At 53.5% G+C, this 17,586-nt stretch carries 16 protein-coding genes; 12 read left to right on the top strand and 4 right to left on the bottom strand.

The window, feature by feature from the left end:
• Positions 1 to 373: 373 nt before the first annotated feature.
• On the top strand, positions 374 to 571 hold the full coding sequence (locus ABA45_RS19300; protein WP_227506165.1) for a hypothetical protein: 198 nt from the start codon (positions 374 to 376) through the stop codon (positions 569 to 571).
• A 197-nt stretch (positions 572 to 768) separates the two neighbouring features.
• Here the strand turns inward: ABA45_RS19300 and ABA45_RS07680 are convergent, their stop codons facing one another.
• The 3 genes from ABA45_RS07680 to ABA45_RS07670 all read right to left on the bottom strand — a co-directional run bounded on the left by ABA45_RS07680 (position 769) and on the right by ABA45_RS07670 (position 3,530).
• Positions 769 to 1,578: an SDR family oxidoreductase gene (locus tag ABA45_RS07680; RefSeq protein WP_014870912.1), complete on the bottom strand. Its 810-nt coding sequence runs from the start codon at positions 1,576 to 1,578 to the stop codon at positions 769 to 771.
• Positions 1,579 to 1,842: 264 nt separating this feature from the next.
• Positions 1,843 to 3,312, bottom strand: coding sequence for a patatin-like phospholipase family protein (locus ABA45_RS07675; RefSeq protein WP_048385099.1), 1,470 nt, complete (start codon positions 3,310 to 3,312; stop codon positions 1,843 to 1,845).
• A complete protein-coding gene (locus ABA45_RS07670) occupies positions 3,309 to 3,530 on the bottom strand; it encodes a hypothetical protein (RefSeq protein ID WP_048385097.1) in 222 nt (73 codons plus the stop codon). Before ABA45_RS07670 ends, ABA45_RS07675 begins: the two co-directional genes overlap by 4 nt.
• Before the next feature lie 288 nt (positions 3,531 to 3,818).
• Here ABA45_RS07670 and ABA45_RS07665 point away from each other — a divergent pair, with 288 nt between their 5' ends.
• The 10 genes from ABA45_RS07665 to ABA45_RS07620 all read left to right on the top strand — a co-directional run bounded on the left by ABA45_RS07665 (position 3,819) and on the right by ABA45_RS07620 (position 14,923).
• Positions 3,819 to 4,694: a putative selenate ABC transporter substrate-binding protein gene (locus tag ABA45_RS07665; protein WP_198147078.1), complete on the top strand. Its 876-nt coding sequence runs from the start codon at positions 3,819 to 3,821 to the stop codon at positions 4,692 to 4,694.
• Positions 4,694 to 5,344 (top strand): ATP-binding cassette domain-containing protein, encoded by a 651-nt coding sequence (locus ABA45_RS07660; protein WP_048385093.1) that lies wholly within the window; start codon positions 4,694 to 4,696, stop codon positions 5,342 to 5,344. The genes ABA45_RS07665 and ABA45_RS07660 overlap by 1 nt, the downstream gene beginning before the upstream one ends.
• A 17-nt stretch (positions 5,345 to 5,361) precedes the next feature.
• On the top strand, positions 5,362 to 6,828 hold the full coding sequence (locus ABA45_RS07655) for a PhnE/PtxC family ABC transporter permease (RefSeq protein ID WP_048385091.1): 1,467 nt from the start codon (positions 5,362 to 5,364) through the stop codon (positions 6,826 to 6,828).
• A 153-nt stretch (positions 6,829 to 6,981) separates the two neighbouring features.
• The gene (locus ABA45_RS07650; RefSeq protein ID WP_048385089.1) at positions 6,982 to 8,721 is read left to right on the top strand and encodes an aminotransferase class III-fold pyridoxal phosphate-dependent enzyme; all 1,740 of its coding nucleotides are present in this window, start codon (positions 6,982 to 6,984) and stop codon (positions 8,719 to 8,721) included.
• A gap of 37 nt (positions 8,722 to 8,758) precedes the next feature.
• A complete protein-coding gene (locus ABA45_RS07645) occupies positions 8,759 to 11,467 on the top strand; it encodes a glycosyltransferase (RefSeq protein ID WP_048385086.1) in 2,709 nt (902 codons plus the stop codon).
• Positions 11,467 to 12,405, top strand: coding sequence for an archaetidylserine decarboxylase (gene asd / locus ABA45_RS07640; RefSeq protein ID WP_048385083.1), 939 nt, complete (start codon positions 11,467 to 11,469; stop codon positions 12,403 to 12,405). The genes ABA45_RS07645 and asd overlap by 1 nt, the downstream gene beginning before the upstream one ends.
• A gap of 10 nt (positions 12,406 to 12,415) precedes the next feature.
• Entirely contained in the window at positions 12,416 to 13,042 is a 627-nt protein-coding gene (locus ABA45_RS07635) for a hypothetical protein (RefSeq protein WP_048385082.1), read from the top strand.
• Positions 13,043 to 13,202: 160 nt separating this feature from the next.
• Entirely contained in the window at positions 13,203 to 13,859 is a 657-nt protein-coding gene (locus ABA45_RS07630; protein ID WP_048385080.1) for a peroxiredoxin, read from the top strand.
• Positions 13,860 to 13,911: 52 nt separating this feature from the next.
• On the top strand, positions 13,912 to 14,355 hold the full coding sequence (locus ABA45_RS07625; protein ID WP_048385078.1) for a hypothetical protein: 444 nt from the start codon (positions 13,912 to 13,914) through the stop codon (positions 14,353 to 14,355).
• A gap of 190 nt (positions 14,356 to 14,545) precedes the next feature.
• Entirely contained in the window at positions 14,546 to 14,923 is a 378-nt protein-coding gene (locus ABA45_RS07620) for a hypothetical protein (RefSeq protein ID WP_048385076.1), read from the top strand.
• 10 nt (positions 14,924 to 14,933) lie between these two features.
• Here ABA45_RS07620 and ABA45_RS07615 read toward each other — a convergent pair whose 3' ends face one another.
• Positions 14,934 to 15,959 (bottom strand): AraC family transcriptional regulator, encoded by a 1,026-nt coding sequence (locus ABA45_RS07615; protein WP_048385073.1) that lies wholly within the window; start codon positions 15,957 to 15,959, stop codon positions 14,934 to 14,936.
• 137 nt (positions 15,960 to 16,096) lie between these two features.
• On the opposite strand from ABA45_RS07615, the gene ABA45_RS07610 reads away from it, so the two are divergent.
• Positions 16,097 to 17,266, top strand: a complete 1,170-nt coding sequence (locus ABA45_RS07610) for an alkane 1-monooxygenase (RefSeq protein WP_048385071.1) — start codon at positions 16,097 to 16,099, stop codon at positions 17,264 to 17,266.
• The last annotated feature ends 320 nt before the right edge of the window (positions 17,267 to 17,586 follow it).

Here is a 17,586-nt window from a genome sequence, read left to right as displayed (position 1 = left end):
AAGCGGTGCCTTTAGGTTAACTGACTCGAGTCGCCAATTTTTTGATGTTTGTGTTGGGGACACGTTGACTATAGCCGAAGTAAACCCCAAACCAGGCCAGTTTTGGAGTATTGAGCAAACAGACAGGGAACCGTCGGTATGCCTCGTTTCAAGCATTGTCGTGCGATCCCGTCCCGCTCTTCACCACCTTACCCAAGTCTTTCAGCCAGCACGCCGGTGGCCGCTAGGCGAACTTTCCAAGGCCCCTTTGGTCCCATTCTATAGTCGCCGCTTTTTGTGACTCGCGTCATGCCTGAAACACCCAACATTACTGGAGAAAATCTATATGCATATCCAAATAAATACAGACAAGAATATTTCCGGAAACGAGGCTATGACTCAGAGTGTCAAAAAAATTCTTGACCACGTTCTCGCGCGCTTCGCGGGTCAAATCACCAGGCTGGAAGTACACCTTAGCGACGAGAACAGCGCCTCGAAGTCCGGCATGACTGACAAGCGATGTTTGCTAGAGGCTCGGCTTGCGGGTCGTGACCCGGTGTCGGTGAGTAACTTGGCACTCACGGTTGAGTAAGCGGTAACCGGTACCGCCCATAAGATGGTTAGCCTGCTGGGACGTGAACTGGGCAAGCTCGGCAAACGCTAACGGCTGTCGGCCTTGAGCCTGGCAAGGCCGACTCAAGGCCGTCAGCGTTAGCTGACTGACCAGAACATCGGAGTCTGGTCTTGCATTTTGCCCCGCCGAATCACGAAGCGTCGTACAACGTTGCGCTAGCGCGATGGAACGCTAAGGCAATCCATGCTGGCATCGCCCAGTTCGGTGCCACCGTCTACCGTCATAATCGTCCCGTTCATATAGTGGCCCATATCACTGGCAAGAAAAATCGCGGCGTCGGCTATTTCTTTGGCTTCACCAAATCGTTTACTGGCAATTTTCTTGGCCATTATTGCTTTCGTTTCGGGGGTGGGCGCTAAACGCTCGGCGCCTTCGGTGCCGCTGATTGGCCCTGGTGAAATGCCGTTGACCGTAATGCCAGACGCGCCCCATTCCACTGCCAGGCATTTAATCATCATATTGATGCCCGCTTTGGCTGCGCAAACATGAACCTGGAAAGGCATTGCAGACACGGCTTGTGGAGCACTGATCGCGATTAAAGAGGCGCCTTTGTTAAGGTGCTGAAAGCCTAAATGGAACACGTTGTATGTGCCAATCAGGTCAATATCGATAACGGTCTTAAAGCCTTTCGGCGAGATCCCCAAGGCAGGTGCCGGGAAGTTACCGGCCGCACCGGAAATTAAACAGTCAATCTTGCCAAGTTGCGCAACACAGGCCTGCAAAGCGCTCGCCACCTGTTCGGGGTCTCTAACGTCAGCCGTTAGCGCAATCGCACTGTGTCCGTTGCTGCTTTTAACACTTTCAGAAATCTCTTGAGCTGCCGCTGCGGCTTTATCTGCGTTTCGGCCAAGTACGGCCACCTTCGCACCAACGGCCGCCATGCCTTTGGCTATACCCAGATTGATGCCGCTTGTTCCGCCAGCAATAAATACCACCTTATCTTTTAACGTTGTCGGGTCAAACATATCGGCTTGCTCCTTTGTGCGGCTTTTAAACTGCACACTGACTGGCGGTAGAGACACTTTCATGTAAGTCAGGCCAAGCAGTGGCAAAAGATTACTCGATCGAGTATCCATCCTTTTGTGTGGAGTTCAAGCAGAATATATAGAGGCCGACTGGAGGGTGTGTCTTCCCTGAAAATTGGATGAAGCAACTTGAAAATCGGGCCAGCAAGCGGATTCCGGAGGTAGCAATCCGATCCTCAAATGTGAAGTATTTTAGGGTTCGCCTCAGTCATTAGTGTAAATTCCCGCGCCCACCGGGCATTCCTCCGGGCGGGGCTTGCTCTCTGCTTCGGCCGCCAGCACTTTGATCATGCATTGGTATTGAGGCGCTGCCTTCAGCAGCTTCGGTCCGATGGCGACGAGCTTTTTGACCTGCTCCTTGCTCAGTGTGAAAGAAGTCGGCATATCCAGATAATAGCGAGGTTTCTCGCCAGGGATTTGACTGGCCTGCTCGAAATTAATCTCGATCACATACGGATCGATATCGGCTGCAAACGCAATAGGTTCGGGGGCATTAGGACACTGTGTAGACAGCAACGCCGCGCAGGCCTGGTCGTTCATTTGGGTCTGCACGCGGGTATAAAGGGCCTCGCGTAGTTTGGTCACGCTGTCATAACTGTAATTATCCATAGCCACCGTGCCGGCTTTCGCTGCCACGGTGAAGAATCCCGGCGGTTTCTCGCTGCGGCTGAGCTGATCTTCACTTTGGGTGCGCGCGTTAACCACGATCAACACCAGCTGCCTGATGGCGCCCTCGTTAATGCGAGTTCGAATGAAGCCGCGATCAAAGGCATTCAAAACAGATCTTGCGCCGATGTTATCCGATAAACCGCCATCCATCAGGTGGATATAGCGATTCTCCTTATCCAGATAAACGCTCAGGTTTTTCGCAGCATTGTAACGTTCACTGGTCCAGCTAGCGGGCCTGATTGCGCCCTTGTACCACCAGGGGGCGTTGTAGCCTTCGGCCAACGGATAATTTTTCAGGCTGATGGGGGTCAAAAGAAAGGGAAAAGCGGATGAGGCCGCCACAGCGCTAGAGACCGGGTATGAATCCAGCCGCGAACCAAGGGCGTCGAAATACTCTTGGGTAAAGTCAAAGCGCCGGTCAACTCCCAAATTGGTGGCGTTGAGAATAACAAAGGGTCGCCCGTTACGTTGCAGTTGTTCAAATGTCGCCGAATCGAAGAGGTCTCTATCGTACAACTCTGCGGCCATGTCTATCCTGCTGAAATACGGCGACGCCAGTCGCGCCCAGTTCACAGGATTAAACAGCCGGCCGGCCAATGCGCCCTGAACATCGCGCTCCAGAAAACGGCCCTCGAAGTCTTCAAACAGCCGTTCCCGAAACAACCCGTAATAAGCGGCCGTAAAAGAACCTCCCGATACCGAAGAAATACAGTCCACTTCATCCAAAAGGCGCTTATCCTGGCCATCGACACGAATAACCGTATCGCTCAGAGATTCCATAATGCCGTAGGATAAAGCGGCCGCACGCGTACCGCCGCCGGAGAACATGAGGCAGACAAAAAGGGAATCGCTATTAAGTTCACTGCGATCAAGGGCATCAAACCGATAGCCTGACTCTGCATCAAAGTTTTGGCTTCGATCGTTGACGATGTAGTGAGCGCAGCCCGGGAGTAGGATAAAAGCCAAGATGGCGATGGCCAGTCGTATGGCATGCTGACTCATCATTTGGCCTCTGTGAGCTCGATCATCAACGGCATAAGGGACGATGTGTTGCGCAAATCAATTTCGAATTTTTCAGGAGAGAAATTGAGTGGAGGGCCAAGGGTCACCTCATACACGCCGCTTTCAAGTTCAAGTTTGGTGTTGGTGGTCCCCATAAACTGACCGTTGATCAGCACGCGACGCCTGCGTGGGAATAATGCGACCAAATATTCTTTTGACATAAACCCGCCCCCTTTCTTGCATATGCCGCTAGCGGTTGACCGATGACAAGTGGTCTAAAGCTAAGCTGAGCATAAACGTAGAACTCAGCCCGCCTTCTATCGGCGTGCAACGCTATTATGTTTATAGTTCCTTCAATAGAGCAGCACAAGAAAACGAGAAGACCACATCATCCCGTCTTTGCGTTGGTAGAGTTCAAGATTGATAGGAATCAGAGTATCCTGCAGCCCACTGATGCGCCCGCACGGCCTTTCTGATTTATCAATTCGTTAGACGATCAAGGATTTCACATGGCTACGCATGTAATACGGAAGTTGATGCTTTCCTGTTTTTTCTGTTTCACCGCTGCTGCTGCATCGGCTGAGACCTTGGTATTCACGGCAATTCCGGATGAAGACGAAACCAAACTGGTTGAGCGTTTTCGCGGTGTGGCGGACTACCTCTCTGAGCAACTGAATGTTGATGTACGCTATATTCCCGTGAAGTCCTACGCGGCTGCCGTTTCAGCGTTCCGTAACAATCAGGTTCAACTGGCGTGGTTTGGCGGTCTTTCTGGTGTGCAGGCGCGCCGGTTGGTTCCTGGCTCTGAAGCCATCGCCCAAGGGGTGGAAGACGAAGCCTTCGAGACTTATTTTATTGCCAATACCAACACGGGTATAGAACCCGCCGCGGAGCTTTCAGCACTCAAAGATTCGTTGCAAGGTAAAACCTTTACCTTCGGTTCCAAAGGCTCGACATCTGGCCGACTCATGCCTGAGTTCTATGTGCGCGACACCTTTGGTGCAAAGCCTGATGACTTTTTTTCGCGCGTTGGCTTCAGCGGCAACCATACGCGCACCCTTCGCCTGGTTGAAGCCGGCACTTACGATGTAGGCGCGCTGAACTTTCAGGTTTGGGAGAAAGAACTGAGTGATGGAAACATAGACACCGATGCCGTTCAGGTGATCTGGAAAACGCCCCACTACCCGGATTATCAGTGGACGATTCGTGGCGATGTGGACGAGCGTTTTGGTGATGGCTTCAAGCAGCGCGTTACCGAGGCGCTGCTGAACCTTGATAACCCGGAACTGCTGGCAAGCTTCCCGCGCTCAGGGTTTATTCCTGCTTCTAACGCCGACTATGAGCCGATTCGTAAAACAGCTCAAGAGATCGGGATTCTCGATTAATGACAGGTTTTGACCTTACGGACCTTACCGCATCATTCAACGGCAAACGGGTTATAGGCCCGTTGTCGCTGACGGTTAATCCGGGCGATAAAATCGCGCTGGTGGGTAAAAGTGGTGCGGGAAAATCCACCTTGATTCGCCTGATTTACGAACGGATAAACCGGGATTCGTCTCTGATCCCTCAGGATCTTGGCCTGGTAAACGCTCTTTCGGTGTTTCATAACGTCTTTATGGGCCAGCTCGATAAACACCCCACGTGGTACAACACCCTCACGCTTGCCCGCCCGTTCGCCAAAGACAAGGCTGACGTGCTGTCCTTATTGCAGTCACTGGGTATCACCGAAAAGCTATGGACACCGGCAGCCTCTCTGTCCGGTGGGCAGCGCCAGCGTGTTGCTATTGCGCGATCGCTGTACCGTAACGCAGCCGTGCTGTTGGCCGACGAGCCGGTTTCTGCACTCGATGGCCCCATGGCGAACTCGGTCATGATGCAACTGCGTGATCGCTTCACCACCAGTATTATTGCGCTGCACGATGTGGACCTGGCACTGAATTACTGTACCCGAATCGTTGGCATTCAGGATGGCCAGGTCGCCTTGGACCAACCCAGCGAACACCTTGCAGCGGCAGACATTGTATCTCTTTACTAGGTAACGCGGCCCGTTCTATGCCCTCTTCTCCAACGGTGCGTGTCAGCCTGATTTTCCTTGCCATCGCGTTGGTTGGGTTGCTGTTTGCAGACATCGCGGTGACCTCCTCCAACCCCTGGCGGGATCTTGGTAATTTCCTGTTTGGCATCGCAACGCCCAACTTTTTCAGCACTGAAGGGTTGAAGACCGCACTGTTGAGAACGGTCGCTTTTGCCTTTGTCGGGGTTGCGCTTGGCAGTGTCGCTGGCTTCCTGATGGCATTGGCTTACCGATCCCTGCCGGTGCGGATTTTTTGCGCCTTCATCCGCGCCATTCACGAGCTTTTCTGGGCGTTGATTTTTCTGCAGTTCTTTGGTTTTCACCCACTCACGGGCGTGTTGGCCATCGCCATTCCCTACGCGGGGATTTTCGCCAAGGTCTATTCAGAAATCCTGGAAGAGGCCAACCCGGAATCCGGCCGCGTACTGCCGCCCGGCACTGGTAATATTTCGGCGTTCCTTTATGCCCGCATTCCCGATTGCTGGGCAAAAATGCGCACCTACACCGCCTACAGACTTGAATGCGGCCTTCGCTCCAGTGCCATTCTTGGCTTCGTTGGATTGCCCACGCTTGGCTTTTACCTTGAAGCATCGTTCTCCCAAGGGCTTTATTCCGACGCTGGCGCGATGCTGATTCTGTTCTATGTGTTAATTGCCACCATGCCACTCTGGGTAAGGCCAAAGCTTCTGCCGGTCTACGTTCTTGGCGCTCCCTTTTTTCTGGGTGAGGGGTTGCCCATTGTCTGGGGCAATGTGCAGCGCTTTTTCACCGAAGACATCGTACCCGCGCCATTGCGCAACGGAGAAGGTTTAACGGGGCTAACGCCTTGGCTAAGTGATTTGATGATCAACGAGGCGATGCCAGGCATCTGGAACACCCTTGTGCTCACTCAGATCGCGCTTGTAGCGACAGGGATTCTCTCGTTACTGGCATTTCCCTTGATATCAAACCACTTTGGCGGGCCAGTACGGCGCACTGCCGGGCATGTGGTTCTGGTGATCGTGCGATCTACGCCTGAGTACATTCTGGCGTACATTCTGCTGCAACTCTGGGGGCCTTCCATGCTGCCTGCGGTGGTTGCGTTAGCGCTGCACAACGGCGGGATTATTGGCCACCTGATTGGCCGGCAAACCAATGCCATCAAACTCCGCCCAGACGCGGCAAAGGGCTTCAACCGTTATAGCTGGGAGCTGGTACCCCGCGTATATCGCTCATTTCTCGCGTTTCTGTTCTATCGCTGGGAAATCATCATGCGGGAGACAGCCATACTGGGGATTCTTGGCATTTACACCCTTGGCTTCTATGTAGACAGCGCTATTCAGAACATCCGCTTTGATCGTGCCATGGTGCTGATTCTGATAACGGCGCTGCTCAACATTGGCATTGATACTCTCGGGCGTTATATTCGCCGTAAACTTGCCCTGCAAACCATGCCGACCTGCTGAACGATATTCGATGGAGGTCATCAACTACCACATTGATTTCTGATCCAAACTATCTCCGCGATATTCAGCCCTGTCATATAACTGTCGGAAAACTGACACAAAGCGTTCACCTTGCCCTGCTAGTTTTAGCGTAATTCAGCAGGAATAGAGTGTATGACGTCTACCTTTGTTTTTTACGCCGTCGCGGCCATGGCCAGTCCTTACCTTATTTACAGGCTTGCGGCCAGGTTTCAACTTTCACGGGCGAAACATCCCTCGCTCCGGGGGCACAGTAACCTGTCTCGGCGCATTGCCCGTCTGATTCCATTTTTCAGCTACAGCGAGCACGACTTTTTCGCCAGTGACGGTGCGCCGCCAGCGGTGCAGCAACAGCGCCGAAAGGCCATGCGGGGGCTTCAGGCCAATGCCGAGCAACAGTGCGCCGAAACCCTGGCGCACTGTCGCGCCATTCAGAACAGCGTTTCGGATGTGCGTTTTACCAGCCGCTACCGGGTGCCCTTTCCCTACAGCCGGCAACTTCCAGACTGCTTCCTGCTTGGCTCCATGGCCGATGAAACCCGTGGCTCCCAGGTTCGGGATCTAGACGGCAACTGGCGCTATGACCTGTCCGGTTCTTACGGCGTCAACGTCTTCGGCTACGACTTCTACAAACAGTGCATGGATGAGGGCATCGCGCAAACCAAAGCCCTCGGGCCGGTGCTGGGCCTGTATCACCCTCTGATTGCTGAAAACGTGAATATCATCCGTCAGGTGTCCGGGCTGGACGAGGTGTCGTTTCACATGTCCGGCACTGAAGCCGTCATGCAGGCGGTGCGGCTGGCGCGCTACCACACCGGCAAGACCCATCTTGTGCGTTTCTGCGGCGCCTACCACGGCTGGTGGGACGGCGTTCAGCCGGGCATCGGTAACACCCGCAAAGCCCGGGATGTTTACACTCTGGCAGACCTGAGCGAAAAAACCCTACACGTACTGCGCACCCGCAGCGACATCGCCTGTGTGCTGATAAACCCGCTGCAGGCTTTCCACCCCAACTGTGACGCACCCTCTGACACCGCGCTTATCGCCAGCGACCGCAGCAACGGCTTCGACAAACAGCGCTATAGCGAATGGCTCACCCGAATTCGGAATGTGTGCACTGAACGCGGCATTGTGCTGATTTTTGACGAAGTTTTTACCGGCTTCCGACTGGCCTATCGCGGCGCCCAGGAGTTTTACGGCGTACAGGCGGACCTGGTGACGTACGGCAAAACCCTGGGCGGCGGTCTCCCTGTCGGCGTGCTGGCAGGAACTCAGAAGCTGATGCAGCGCTTCAAAGACAACCAGCCGGTCAATGTCTCCTTTGCCCGCGGCACGTTCAACTCCCACCCCTATGTGATGGGTGCGATGAATGTGTTCCTGAACCGTATCGGGCAGTCCGATATCCAGCAGCAATACCTGGAGTCCGAAAGCCTGTGGAACACCCGAGTGGCCCAATTCAATCAGCGGCTTGAAAGCGAGGGGTTGCCTCTGCAAATCACCAACATCCATTCAATTTTATCGGTGCTTTACACCCTGCCTGGCCGCTACAACTGGATGTTTCAATTCTACCTGAGACAGGCCGGCCTTGAGCTGAGCTGGACCGGTACCGGGCGGCTGATCATGACTTACCGCTTTACCGATGACGACTTCAACCAAGTGGTTGAACGGTTTGTCAGCGCCGCCCATCAAATGCAGTCAGATGGCTGGTGGTGGCAAAGCCCGGAGCTGACCAATAAGGCGATCAAGCGACAGTTTCTGGTTGACGTGCTGACAGCCCGATTCCCGTTTCTTGCCGGCAGGCTGTCTGGCCCGCTGGCAACATCTCGTGAAAAGTCGGCCAAAGATCGGGTGAAAGGCCCGGTTCCGGCCCGATGACGAACCAGGACCAATACTCCAGAAAGGTGGGTTGAGTATGACGATGCAAGCGCAAAGCAACGGCGAACCACAGTTCCGTAATGGGCTTAGAGCAGAATTTGACCATTTTCTCAGTCAGCAGGCCGGGCGTTTCGACCCCGAAAACTGCCTGCAGATCGACTTTCACTGCCACGACCATAACAGCGACGTGCCCGATGAACTCTGGGGCCGAATACTGCGCCTGCCTGAAACCTGGATTAAAACCAAGAAACTGGTGGAGGTTCTCGGGCAGAACGGCAGTTCCGTGGTAACTGTCACCAACCACAACAACGCTCGCTCTTGCTGGGCGCTTCAAGACAAAGGCGTGGATGTGCTGGTGGGCTGCGAGTTCACCTGTTTCTTCCCCGAGTACGATCTGTTTATTCACGTGCTCACTTACGGCTTCACCCGCGAACAGGAAGTGCTCCTCAACGAGAAGCGCCAGAATATCTACGATTTTCTGCGCTACGCCGCCAGTTATGACATCCCGGTGATTCTGCCCCACCCGCTCTACTTCTACAGCCGCAACGAGCGTATTGATTTGTGCCTGTTCGAAAAACTGGCGGTGATGTTCTGGCGCTTTGAGGTGCTGAACGGCCAGCGGGACCTGTGGCAAAGCGTACTCACTCTGAACTGGGTGCAAAGCCTGACGCCAGAAAGCATTCGAGCCTATGCCAGCAAGCACAAACTGGACCCCGCAGAATTTGGTGTTGACCCCGATAAGCCCAAAGTGATGACGGGCGGCTCTGACGACCACACCGGTATTTTTGCCGGCCTTTGCGGCTCACAGCTTTACTTGCCCGATTTGCAAAAACGCCTGAAAACCCAACCCGCATCCGATCTGGCCCTGGAAGCGCTGCGCAACGGCCAGATAGCGCCTTTCGGCAACGTTGGCGAGAACCAGAAACTCAACATTGCCCTGCTGGATTACTTCGCCCAGGCGGCCACCAAACTGAAAGACCCGGGCCTGCTTCGAATTCTTCTTCATCGCGGGTCTACCTGGGACAAGATGGGCTGCTTTATAGTCGCCAACCTGTTTCTGGAAATGCAAAAGCACAAGAAAACCGCTGTGTTTTTCGCCCTCATACACGATGCACTTCAGGGCAAGAAGCCCAAGCGGTTTCTGAAATGGCAGGCGTCAAAAGACTACGCGTTCTGCATTACCCAGCTGGATAAAATCGCCGACAGCAAGCGCAACCATCCCGAAGCGTTTGTGGACACCGTCAACCAGATCATCGGCGAGCTGTTCAACCACCTGAACCATCTGATCGCCAAGCGCATTCGCAAAGCGGTGGACAAGCACAACGGCCTCAGCCTGAAAGATTTTTCCACCGAGGAGCTAACCCGCAAACTGGAAATACCCAGCCAGCTCACGGCCCTGTTTCTGGGCGACAGCAAGCGCCAGGACAACATGAGCAATATTAACCTGGCCGAAATTCTGGACAGCCTCTCGTTCCCGGTGTTGATCAGCACCATACTGGCCGGGTCTACTCTTGCCTCAACCCGCGTGCTGTATCAGAACCGCGACCTGCTCAACCAGTTTGCCCGGCAACTGGGCAAAAACGAGCACTCCCGGCGGGCGTTGTGTTTGACCGACACGCTGCTGGATAAAAACGGGGTCTCCACCTCGCTGAGCGGGAAGCTGAAAGAGATCAAACGTACCAATCTGCCGCTTGATTTTCTGATCTGCCATTCCGACGCCGTGTCCGAGCCCCACCTGAGTGTGGTTCGGCCTATTGCGGACATTGACCTGCACCCCTTCGGCGATCAAACCCTGCGGGTGCCGGATGTGATGGAAATTGCCCGAATATTCTACCAAGGCGGCTACGACCGGATTGTCTGCTCCACCGAAGGCCCCATGGCGCTGGTTGCGCTGTTTCTGCAACAGATGTTCAACGTGCCCTGCTACTTCTTCATGCACACAGACTGGATTGATTTTATCGCTCACACCACCCATCTGAATCAGCACGAAAGAGACCGGGTTCGCCGCCTGATGCGGGCGCTCTACAATCGGTTTGACGGTGTGTTCGTGCTCAACCGTGAACACAGAGATTGGCTGATCGGTCATGAAATGCAGTTGCCAGAGGATCGGGTATTTCTGACCGCCCACCACACCGCCCCGCGGGACCTTCAGGTGCAACCTGCCCGCAAGTCGGATCTGATTCCCGGCGCCAACGAAAAAACACCGGTGCTGTTTATCGCCTGCCGGCTAAGCCGCGAAAAAGGCATTTTCGATTTGCCCGAAATCGTTCAGGAAGCGCGCCTGTCACTGCCCAACCTGCAAATCGTTGTGGCCGGTTCCGGCCCTGCCAGCGAAGACCTTCAGCGAGCCCTGCCGGACGCCGTATTTTTAGGCTGGCAAACCCGGGAGCAACTGGCGTCACTGTATCTAGGGCTGGATCTGTTTGTATTTCCCTCGCGTTTTGACACTTTCGGCAACGTGCTGCTTGAAGCCTTTACCCACGGCATGCCCGCAGTAGCCTACAACTGCAAGGGCCCGAAAGACATCCTTGAGCACAGGGTTAGCGGTTACCTGACCGAGGATGTAAGCACGATGGCCGAAGCGGTTGTGGAGTTCTTCAGCGCCTCGAACGACCGCAATGTGATGGCCGAGAATGCTCGCAAACGCGCAGCCCGGTTCCAGGCGGAACCCATCATGCGGAAGTTTCTTGAGGATTTGGGCCTGGACTACCCGGAACAGGTTCACGCTGAAGTGACGGTAGCCTAGTGAGTTCGGTTAAAAAGGCAACGCCTGGTTTAACCACCGGCGAACAACTGAATTTTCTGCTGACCAACCGCCTGCCTCGGCTCTGGCTCACCTTGTTTATGGGTTGGTTCAGCCGTATTGAAAGCCCCGCCCTGACTCGGCTATCCATTGCCATCTGGCAGTGCTTCTGTGACGACCTGCGGTTACAGGATGCTAAAAACCCGCGTTTTAAAAGCCTCCAAGAGTGCTTCACACGGCAGCTCAAGCCTGGCCTGCGCCCGCTAGACAACCGGCTGGGCACTGTCAGCAGCCCGTGCGACGCCATCGTTGGCGCCTGCGGCCGTATTCAGGACAACCGGCTGTTTCAGGCCAAGGGTTTTCCTTACACCCTGGAGCAACTGATCCCGGATACTAGGCTGGCAGCGCGCTACCAAAACGGCCAATTTGTCACCCTGCGGCTTAAATCCAGCATGTATCACCGGTTTCATGCGCCAGTAGACTGCCAGGTTCGCCGGGTGAACTACGTGTCCGGGGACACCTGGAACGTAAACCCCATCGCCCTGAAAAAAGTCGAAAAACTGTTTTGCAAAAACGAAAGGGCGGTTCTGGAACTGGAGTTTGGCCATCCAGATTACAGCCTGACGCTGGTGCCGGTTGCCGCCATTCTGGTGGCCAGCATGAAATTTCATTTTCTGGCCGAGCCGCTGGATCTGAAATACCGGGGTGCCAACGTGATTCCGTGCAATGCAATGCTGCGCAAAGGCCAGGAAATGGGCTATTTCCAGCACGGCTCTACCATCCTTGTTTTTGCCTCAGAGCAATACCAACTCTGCCCCGGAATCGTCGAAGGCCAGCCGGTCAGGATGGGTGAAGCGCTGTTGTCAGGCCACCCGCTGCCAGCTTTGCCCTTGCACGATTCCAGTCGATCCGAAGAACCCACTACAACACTTGATGTATAAGGACGCTGCCATGACATTTCGTGAGGAATTACAAAAACAACGGTGGGACGATCACCGCTACTATCATCACAATCGGATCAACCAGTTTTTGCATCTACTCAGCGCCAGCTGTTTTCTGATCAGCTATGGCCTGGTGTTTTTTCATCCGGCGGCGGCGGCGCTTGTTGGTTGGCTGCTGGCGATGACACTGCGCCAAACGGGTCACTTCTTCTTTGAGCCGAAGACTTACGATGAGGTGAACAAGGCCAGCCACGATTTCAAGGAACGTGTAAAAGTGGGCTACAACCTCAACCGCAAGGTGGTGCTGCTATCGATCTGGGCGCTGACCCCGGTGGCACTGCTGCTGAACCCCGACCTGCTCGGCCTGCTCTCCCCGGCAACCAATCTGGTTGAATTCATCAGCAACACCGCACTGATATGGTTGTTTGTCGGTCTGGGTGCCGTGGTGTTCAGAACCGTACATCTTTTCAAACTGATGGGCGTGCAGTCAGGTCTGGTGTGGATGGCCAAGATTTTCACCGACCCGTTTCACGACATCAAGATCTACCAGAAAGCGCCCTACTACATCCTCAAAGGCGAGATGTACGACTCGATGGAGGACTGGCACGACGATGTGCCGCTTGAACAGCACACCTAGAAAGCCGCGTGGCGATGCAAACTAGGTATCATCTTTGGATGGCTCGCAGTACGATCAACCCGAGCGGTATTCATCCGCTGAATTTGACGCAGCTTAACCAAAGCAGGCAGAGCGACGATTTAGTCGCTCTGCTTCGTCACAACAACCAAGGAATGCAATTATGTCTATTCGTATCGACGATGTAGCTCCAGATTTCACTGTGGATTCCACAGACGGCAAAATCACGTTTCACGAGTGGATTGGTGACAGCTATGCCATCCTGTTTTCACACCCAAAGGATTTTACACCGGTATGCACCACCGAATTTGGTGCTGTTGCTCAGCTGGTACCTGAATTCGCCAGCCGCAATACCAAGGTGATGGGCGTATCGGTAGACAACGTTGAAGAACACCTGAAATGGAAGCGCGATATCGAAGCGTTTTCCGGTGCCGCTGCCGACTTCCCGATTATTGATGACACGTCTTTGCTGGTATCTAAACTTTACGACATGCTGCCAGCCGGTGCCTATCTGCCCGAGAATCGCACGCCTGCCAACAGTGCTACCGTGCGGACGGTGTTCATTATTGGTCCGGACAAAAAGGTTCGTCTGACCATGTCGTACCCCATGGCTGTAGGTCGCAACTTTGCGGAAATTTTGCGTGCCCTGGACGCTGTCCAGATCACAGACGGTGCCGGTATCGCAACGCCTGCTAACTGGGTTCCAGGTCAGGACGTGATTGTAGGGCTGGCTCTAAACGATGAGCAGGCAAAAGAGAAATTCGGCGAGATCGACATTAAATTGCCTTACCTGCGCTTTGCAAAAGCACTGAAGAAGTAAGCAATTCAGCTAGATATTGATGGCAATAAGCATCGGCAGCAGGTGGTTCGTAATGATTAATACCAAAATACACAAGTCCGTTTATGAGTTAGCTGAAAAGCTAATGAAGGCTGCCGACAAAGATGATAGAGAGGCCTTCAATTCGCTCTATGCAGAGTTGAAGGCGGTTTGTACAGATAACGAAAACACCGATAAAGATCATCCAGAGCAATGGGAAACACTGGCTGACTTTGAAGAAGAGATAGAAGACGCTTTGCCTGGCTATGAAAAAGCTCTGGGGAAAGCCGTCGATATGGATTTGAAGGACCATATGTCGTCCATCGCATTTTCCATGGCGACATTGCAAATCGAATTAGGCCAAACTGACGTAGCCATCAAAAGTCTTGAAAATGCGAAAATCAGCGCTGACAGGATTGACGATAAAGAATTAAAAAAAGAAATAGATGAGCTTCTTGAAAAGCTATTAGCAGGCCAAACCACGTCCACACGGCCGTAGCGTTTCGCATTGAGCTAAAAATTGAAGATCGATACGAAACTATTGGCTGCGCATGTTGTCGAAATGGCACTCGCCTGATCGGAGTGTGCGTTCATCAGTCGGGACATGTAAGGCCTCTCTCTGATCCCGGACTGACTGGCGAACGAGACGGTCTTCAATTTCTTACAACACTAATCGGTAGCGGATAAACATGAGCAGAACAAGCATTGGCCGCTGGTATATCGGGTACGGACTTTTTTTGATCGTGTGTGGTTTGGTTGGATTTGCGTCCAATCCGGCTGCAGCCAAAACGGCTTTAATGTCGGGTGCTACCTTTGGAATACTGAGTGCAGTGTGGGGATTCTGGTTGCTGAAGGGCGGTCGTTGGCCGGCATTGATAGCCGCCGGATTGACTACGCTGCTGCTGTGCGCAACGTTTAGCTGGCGTTCGACTATGAGCTGGCAGGCTTATGCCGATGGCGAACCTAAACTTTTTGCTGCGAGCCTGATTACTGTGATGTTGATTGGCTCGGCCGCCTCGATTATCCAACTCCTGCGTTCGAGTAAAGCGGTGCTCCAAACCCCCTAACCGGGCAGCGCTATATGTCCCCGTTACGCATAGCGTGCGGGGTCATACCAAACCAGCGCCGAAAGGTGCGGCTAAAGTTAGAGGTGTCTTGATAACCCAGTCGTTCCGCAATCTGCTCAACCGCAACAGTGGTTTCCAACAAATACCAGGCAGCCAATTCTTGCCGCACTCCGTCAAGCAGCTCTTGGTAACTGGTGCCTTCGATTTTTAATCTACGGATCAATGTACGTCGCGACATGGCTAAGCTGGACGCCACCTCGTCAAGGCCCGGATAGCCATCCGAGCTATTGAGCAAACAATTACTCACCTGCTGACTCAACGCGCCACCGTTATCAAGCTGGCGCAACTGATTTTCGCAATCACGCAATGCGGTGCGAAAGGTGCCGGCATCGGCGGTGAGGCAAGGCGTATCAAGTACGCTCACCGGCATTTGCAAACGAAACGCCGGTGCATCAAACATCACCGGGCAACCGCAACGCTGTTGGTAAACGTCTGCCCATTGCGGGCGCGATATTGGCAATTCAATCTGAATATTGCGTAAGCGCTGAGAGGTCACGGTGTCGACCAATTGAAGATAGGTGACCAACAGCGCGCTGTAGATAAACTCGCGCACATCGCCAAGCTCTGACAGTTCTTCCATGCTCACGGTAAAATGTTCGTCCGTTTCAGAAATAACAACGTTCACCAACTGAAAACGCAAGCGGGTGAAACGCGCCAGAGTGTGTAACACCACACGAAGATTCGGCGCCGACACAATGGCGTAACCGAGCGCACCATGGGCAGAAACCGAGGTAATGCCACCGATGTCCAGGCCCAGCCACGGCGTTCGAGTTAGCGCTGTGGCGCGCCGCAATAAACGCGCAAGCTGCTCAAGACTGAGATAACGATTCCCGCTCAGTAATTGCTCCCACTGCAACCGCGTACCCTGCAGAATTGTCTCGTTATCAAAGCCCTCTTGACGCAAATGCGCGCACACCAACCGCGCATAGGTTGGGTGTATCGCGGGGCGAAGTCTTTCCGTTGCCAATAGCGCCATACGTCTCCTGTACTACGCTCATTTTTAGTCATTATGATGGCACTATTTGACGACTAATTGCCACTTATAGCGGTGACCGACGCCGGCGGAAAAGGCCAATATGGCAACGTACCCCCCATCCCTATAAGGACAATAACATGAACCAAGCTGGTGTCTTTGTCACTCCATCAGGCCAGATCTACCGCGATCGTAAGCGCTATTTATGGGCCTTGTCTGTTCTCGTACCGATGCTGGCCCTTGTCGGCCCCGGCCTGTTCTTCGTCACCGGCAATGCGCTCTGGCTGTGGGCTCCGCTGGCGTTTTACTTTGTGGTAATTCCGGTTCTGGACATGGTGCTCGGCGAAGACACCAACAACCCACCAGAAGAGGTTGTGGCGCAGCTTGAACAAGATCGCTACTACCGCTATGTCACCTACTTACTGGTTCCTGTGCTTTGGGCAATATGGGCGCTCGGCGTTTGGTTTATTGGTACCCAGGATGCCCCACTGCACGGCATGATCGCCACCGTGCTTGTTATCGGCACGCTGCAGGGCACCGCCATTAACCTAGGCCATGAATTAGGCCATAAAAAAGCCCGAATGGAACGCTGGCTGGCAAAGATCGTTCTTGCGCCTTGCGCCTATGGTCACTTTTTTGTCGAGCACAACAAAGGCCACCATCGCGACGTTGCAACACCGGACGATCCGGCGTCGTCACGCATGGGCGAAACACTTTGGGGGTTTGCGTTGCGCGAAATTCCTGGCGCGTTCTTGCGCGCATGGGACATTGAAAAAACGCGATTAAACAAGGCCGACAAGCCGGTTTGGTCGCTTAATAATGAGATCTTGCAACCGGCGTTAATCACTGCGTTCGCGTGGGGAACCGCCGTCATCTTGCTGGGCGTTGCGGTTCTGCCCTTTATTCTCGCCATCGCCGTTTGGGGTATGTTCCAACTCACTTCGGCAAATTACATTGAGCATTACGGTCTGCTGCGGAAAAAACGTGAAAACGGTCGTTACGAGCCAACTCAGCCTCACCACAGCTGGAACAGTAATCATATTTTTTCAAACTGGGCGACGTTCCATTTGCAGCGTCACTCGGATCACCACGCAAATCCAACACGTCGCTATCAGTCGTTACGCCATTTCGACAATCTGCCGACGCTGCCGAACGGTTACCTCGGCATGTTCGTTCTCGCCTACATCCCGCCACTGTGGTTTGCGGTGATGAACCCGAGATTGGTCAAACATGTGGACGGCGACATTACAAAAATCAACTTCCATAAACCGGCAAAACGGAAAATGATTAAACGATACTTTTTGCACTAGAAATTTTCCGTCAGGGGGTTTGAAAAACGAGTGCTGATGTCTCTTTTTCTCGCGTTGAAGCGATTTTTAGAGGCATCTTTTCTATGTCTTCTAAATAATTTTTTTACTGTCCTGCCGCTTTTGACTGCTTTTAAAGCTGAGTCCCTATTGTTCGGGCTTTTTCCCCGCATTTGATATTTAGGCTTCATACCATTAACCTATATTCATTGAACGCTTGTTCAACTTTTTGGGTATTCGTTCAAATCGAGCGCTTTTGACCTTCGATCCGCTTCGGCGGCGAAGAGCTACGCACAGCGTCTACTGCCTTTCAATGCGCGGAT

The organism is Marinobacter psychrophilus, from assembly GCF_001043175.1.
Taxonomy (GTDB): domain Bacteria; phylum Pseudomonadota; class Gammaproteobacteria; order Pseudomonadales; family Oleiphilaceae; genus Marinobacter; species Marinobacter psychrophilus.
The sequence above is the reverse complement of the archived record's forward strand: the minus strand, read 5'-3'. Positions and strand labels throughout refer to the sequence as shown.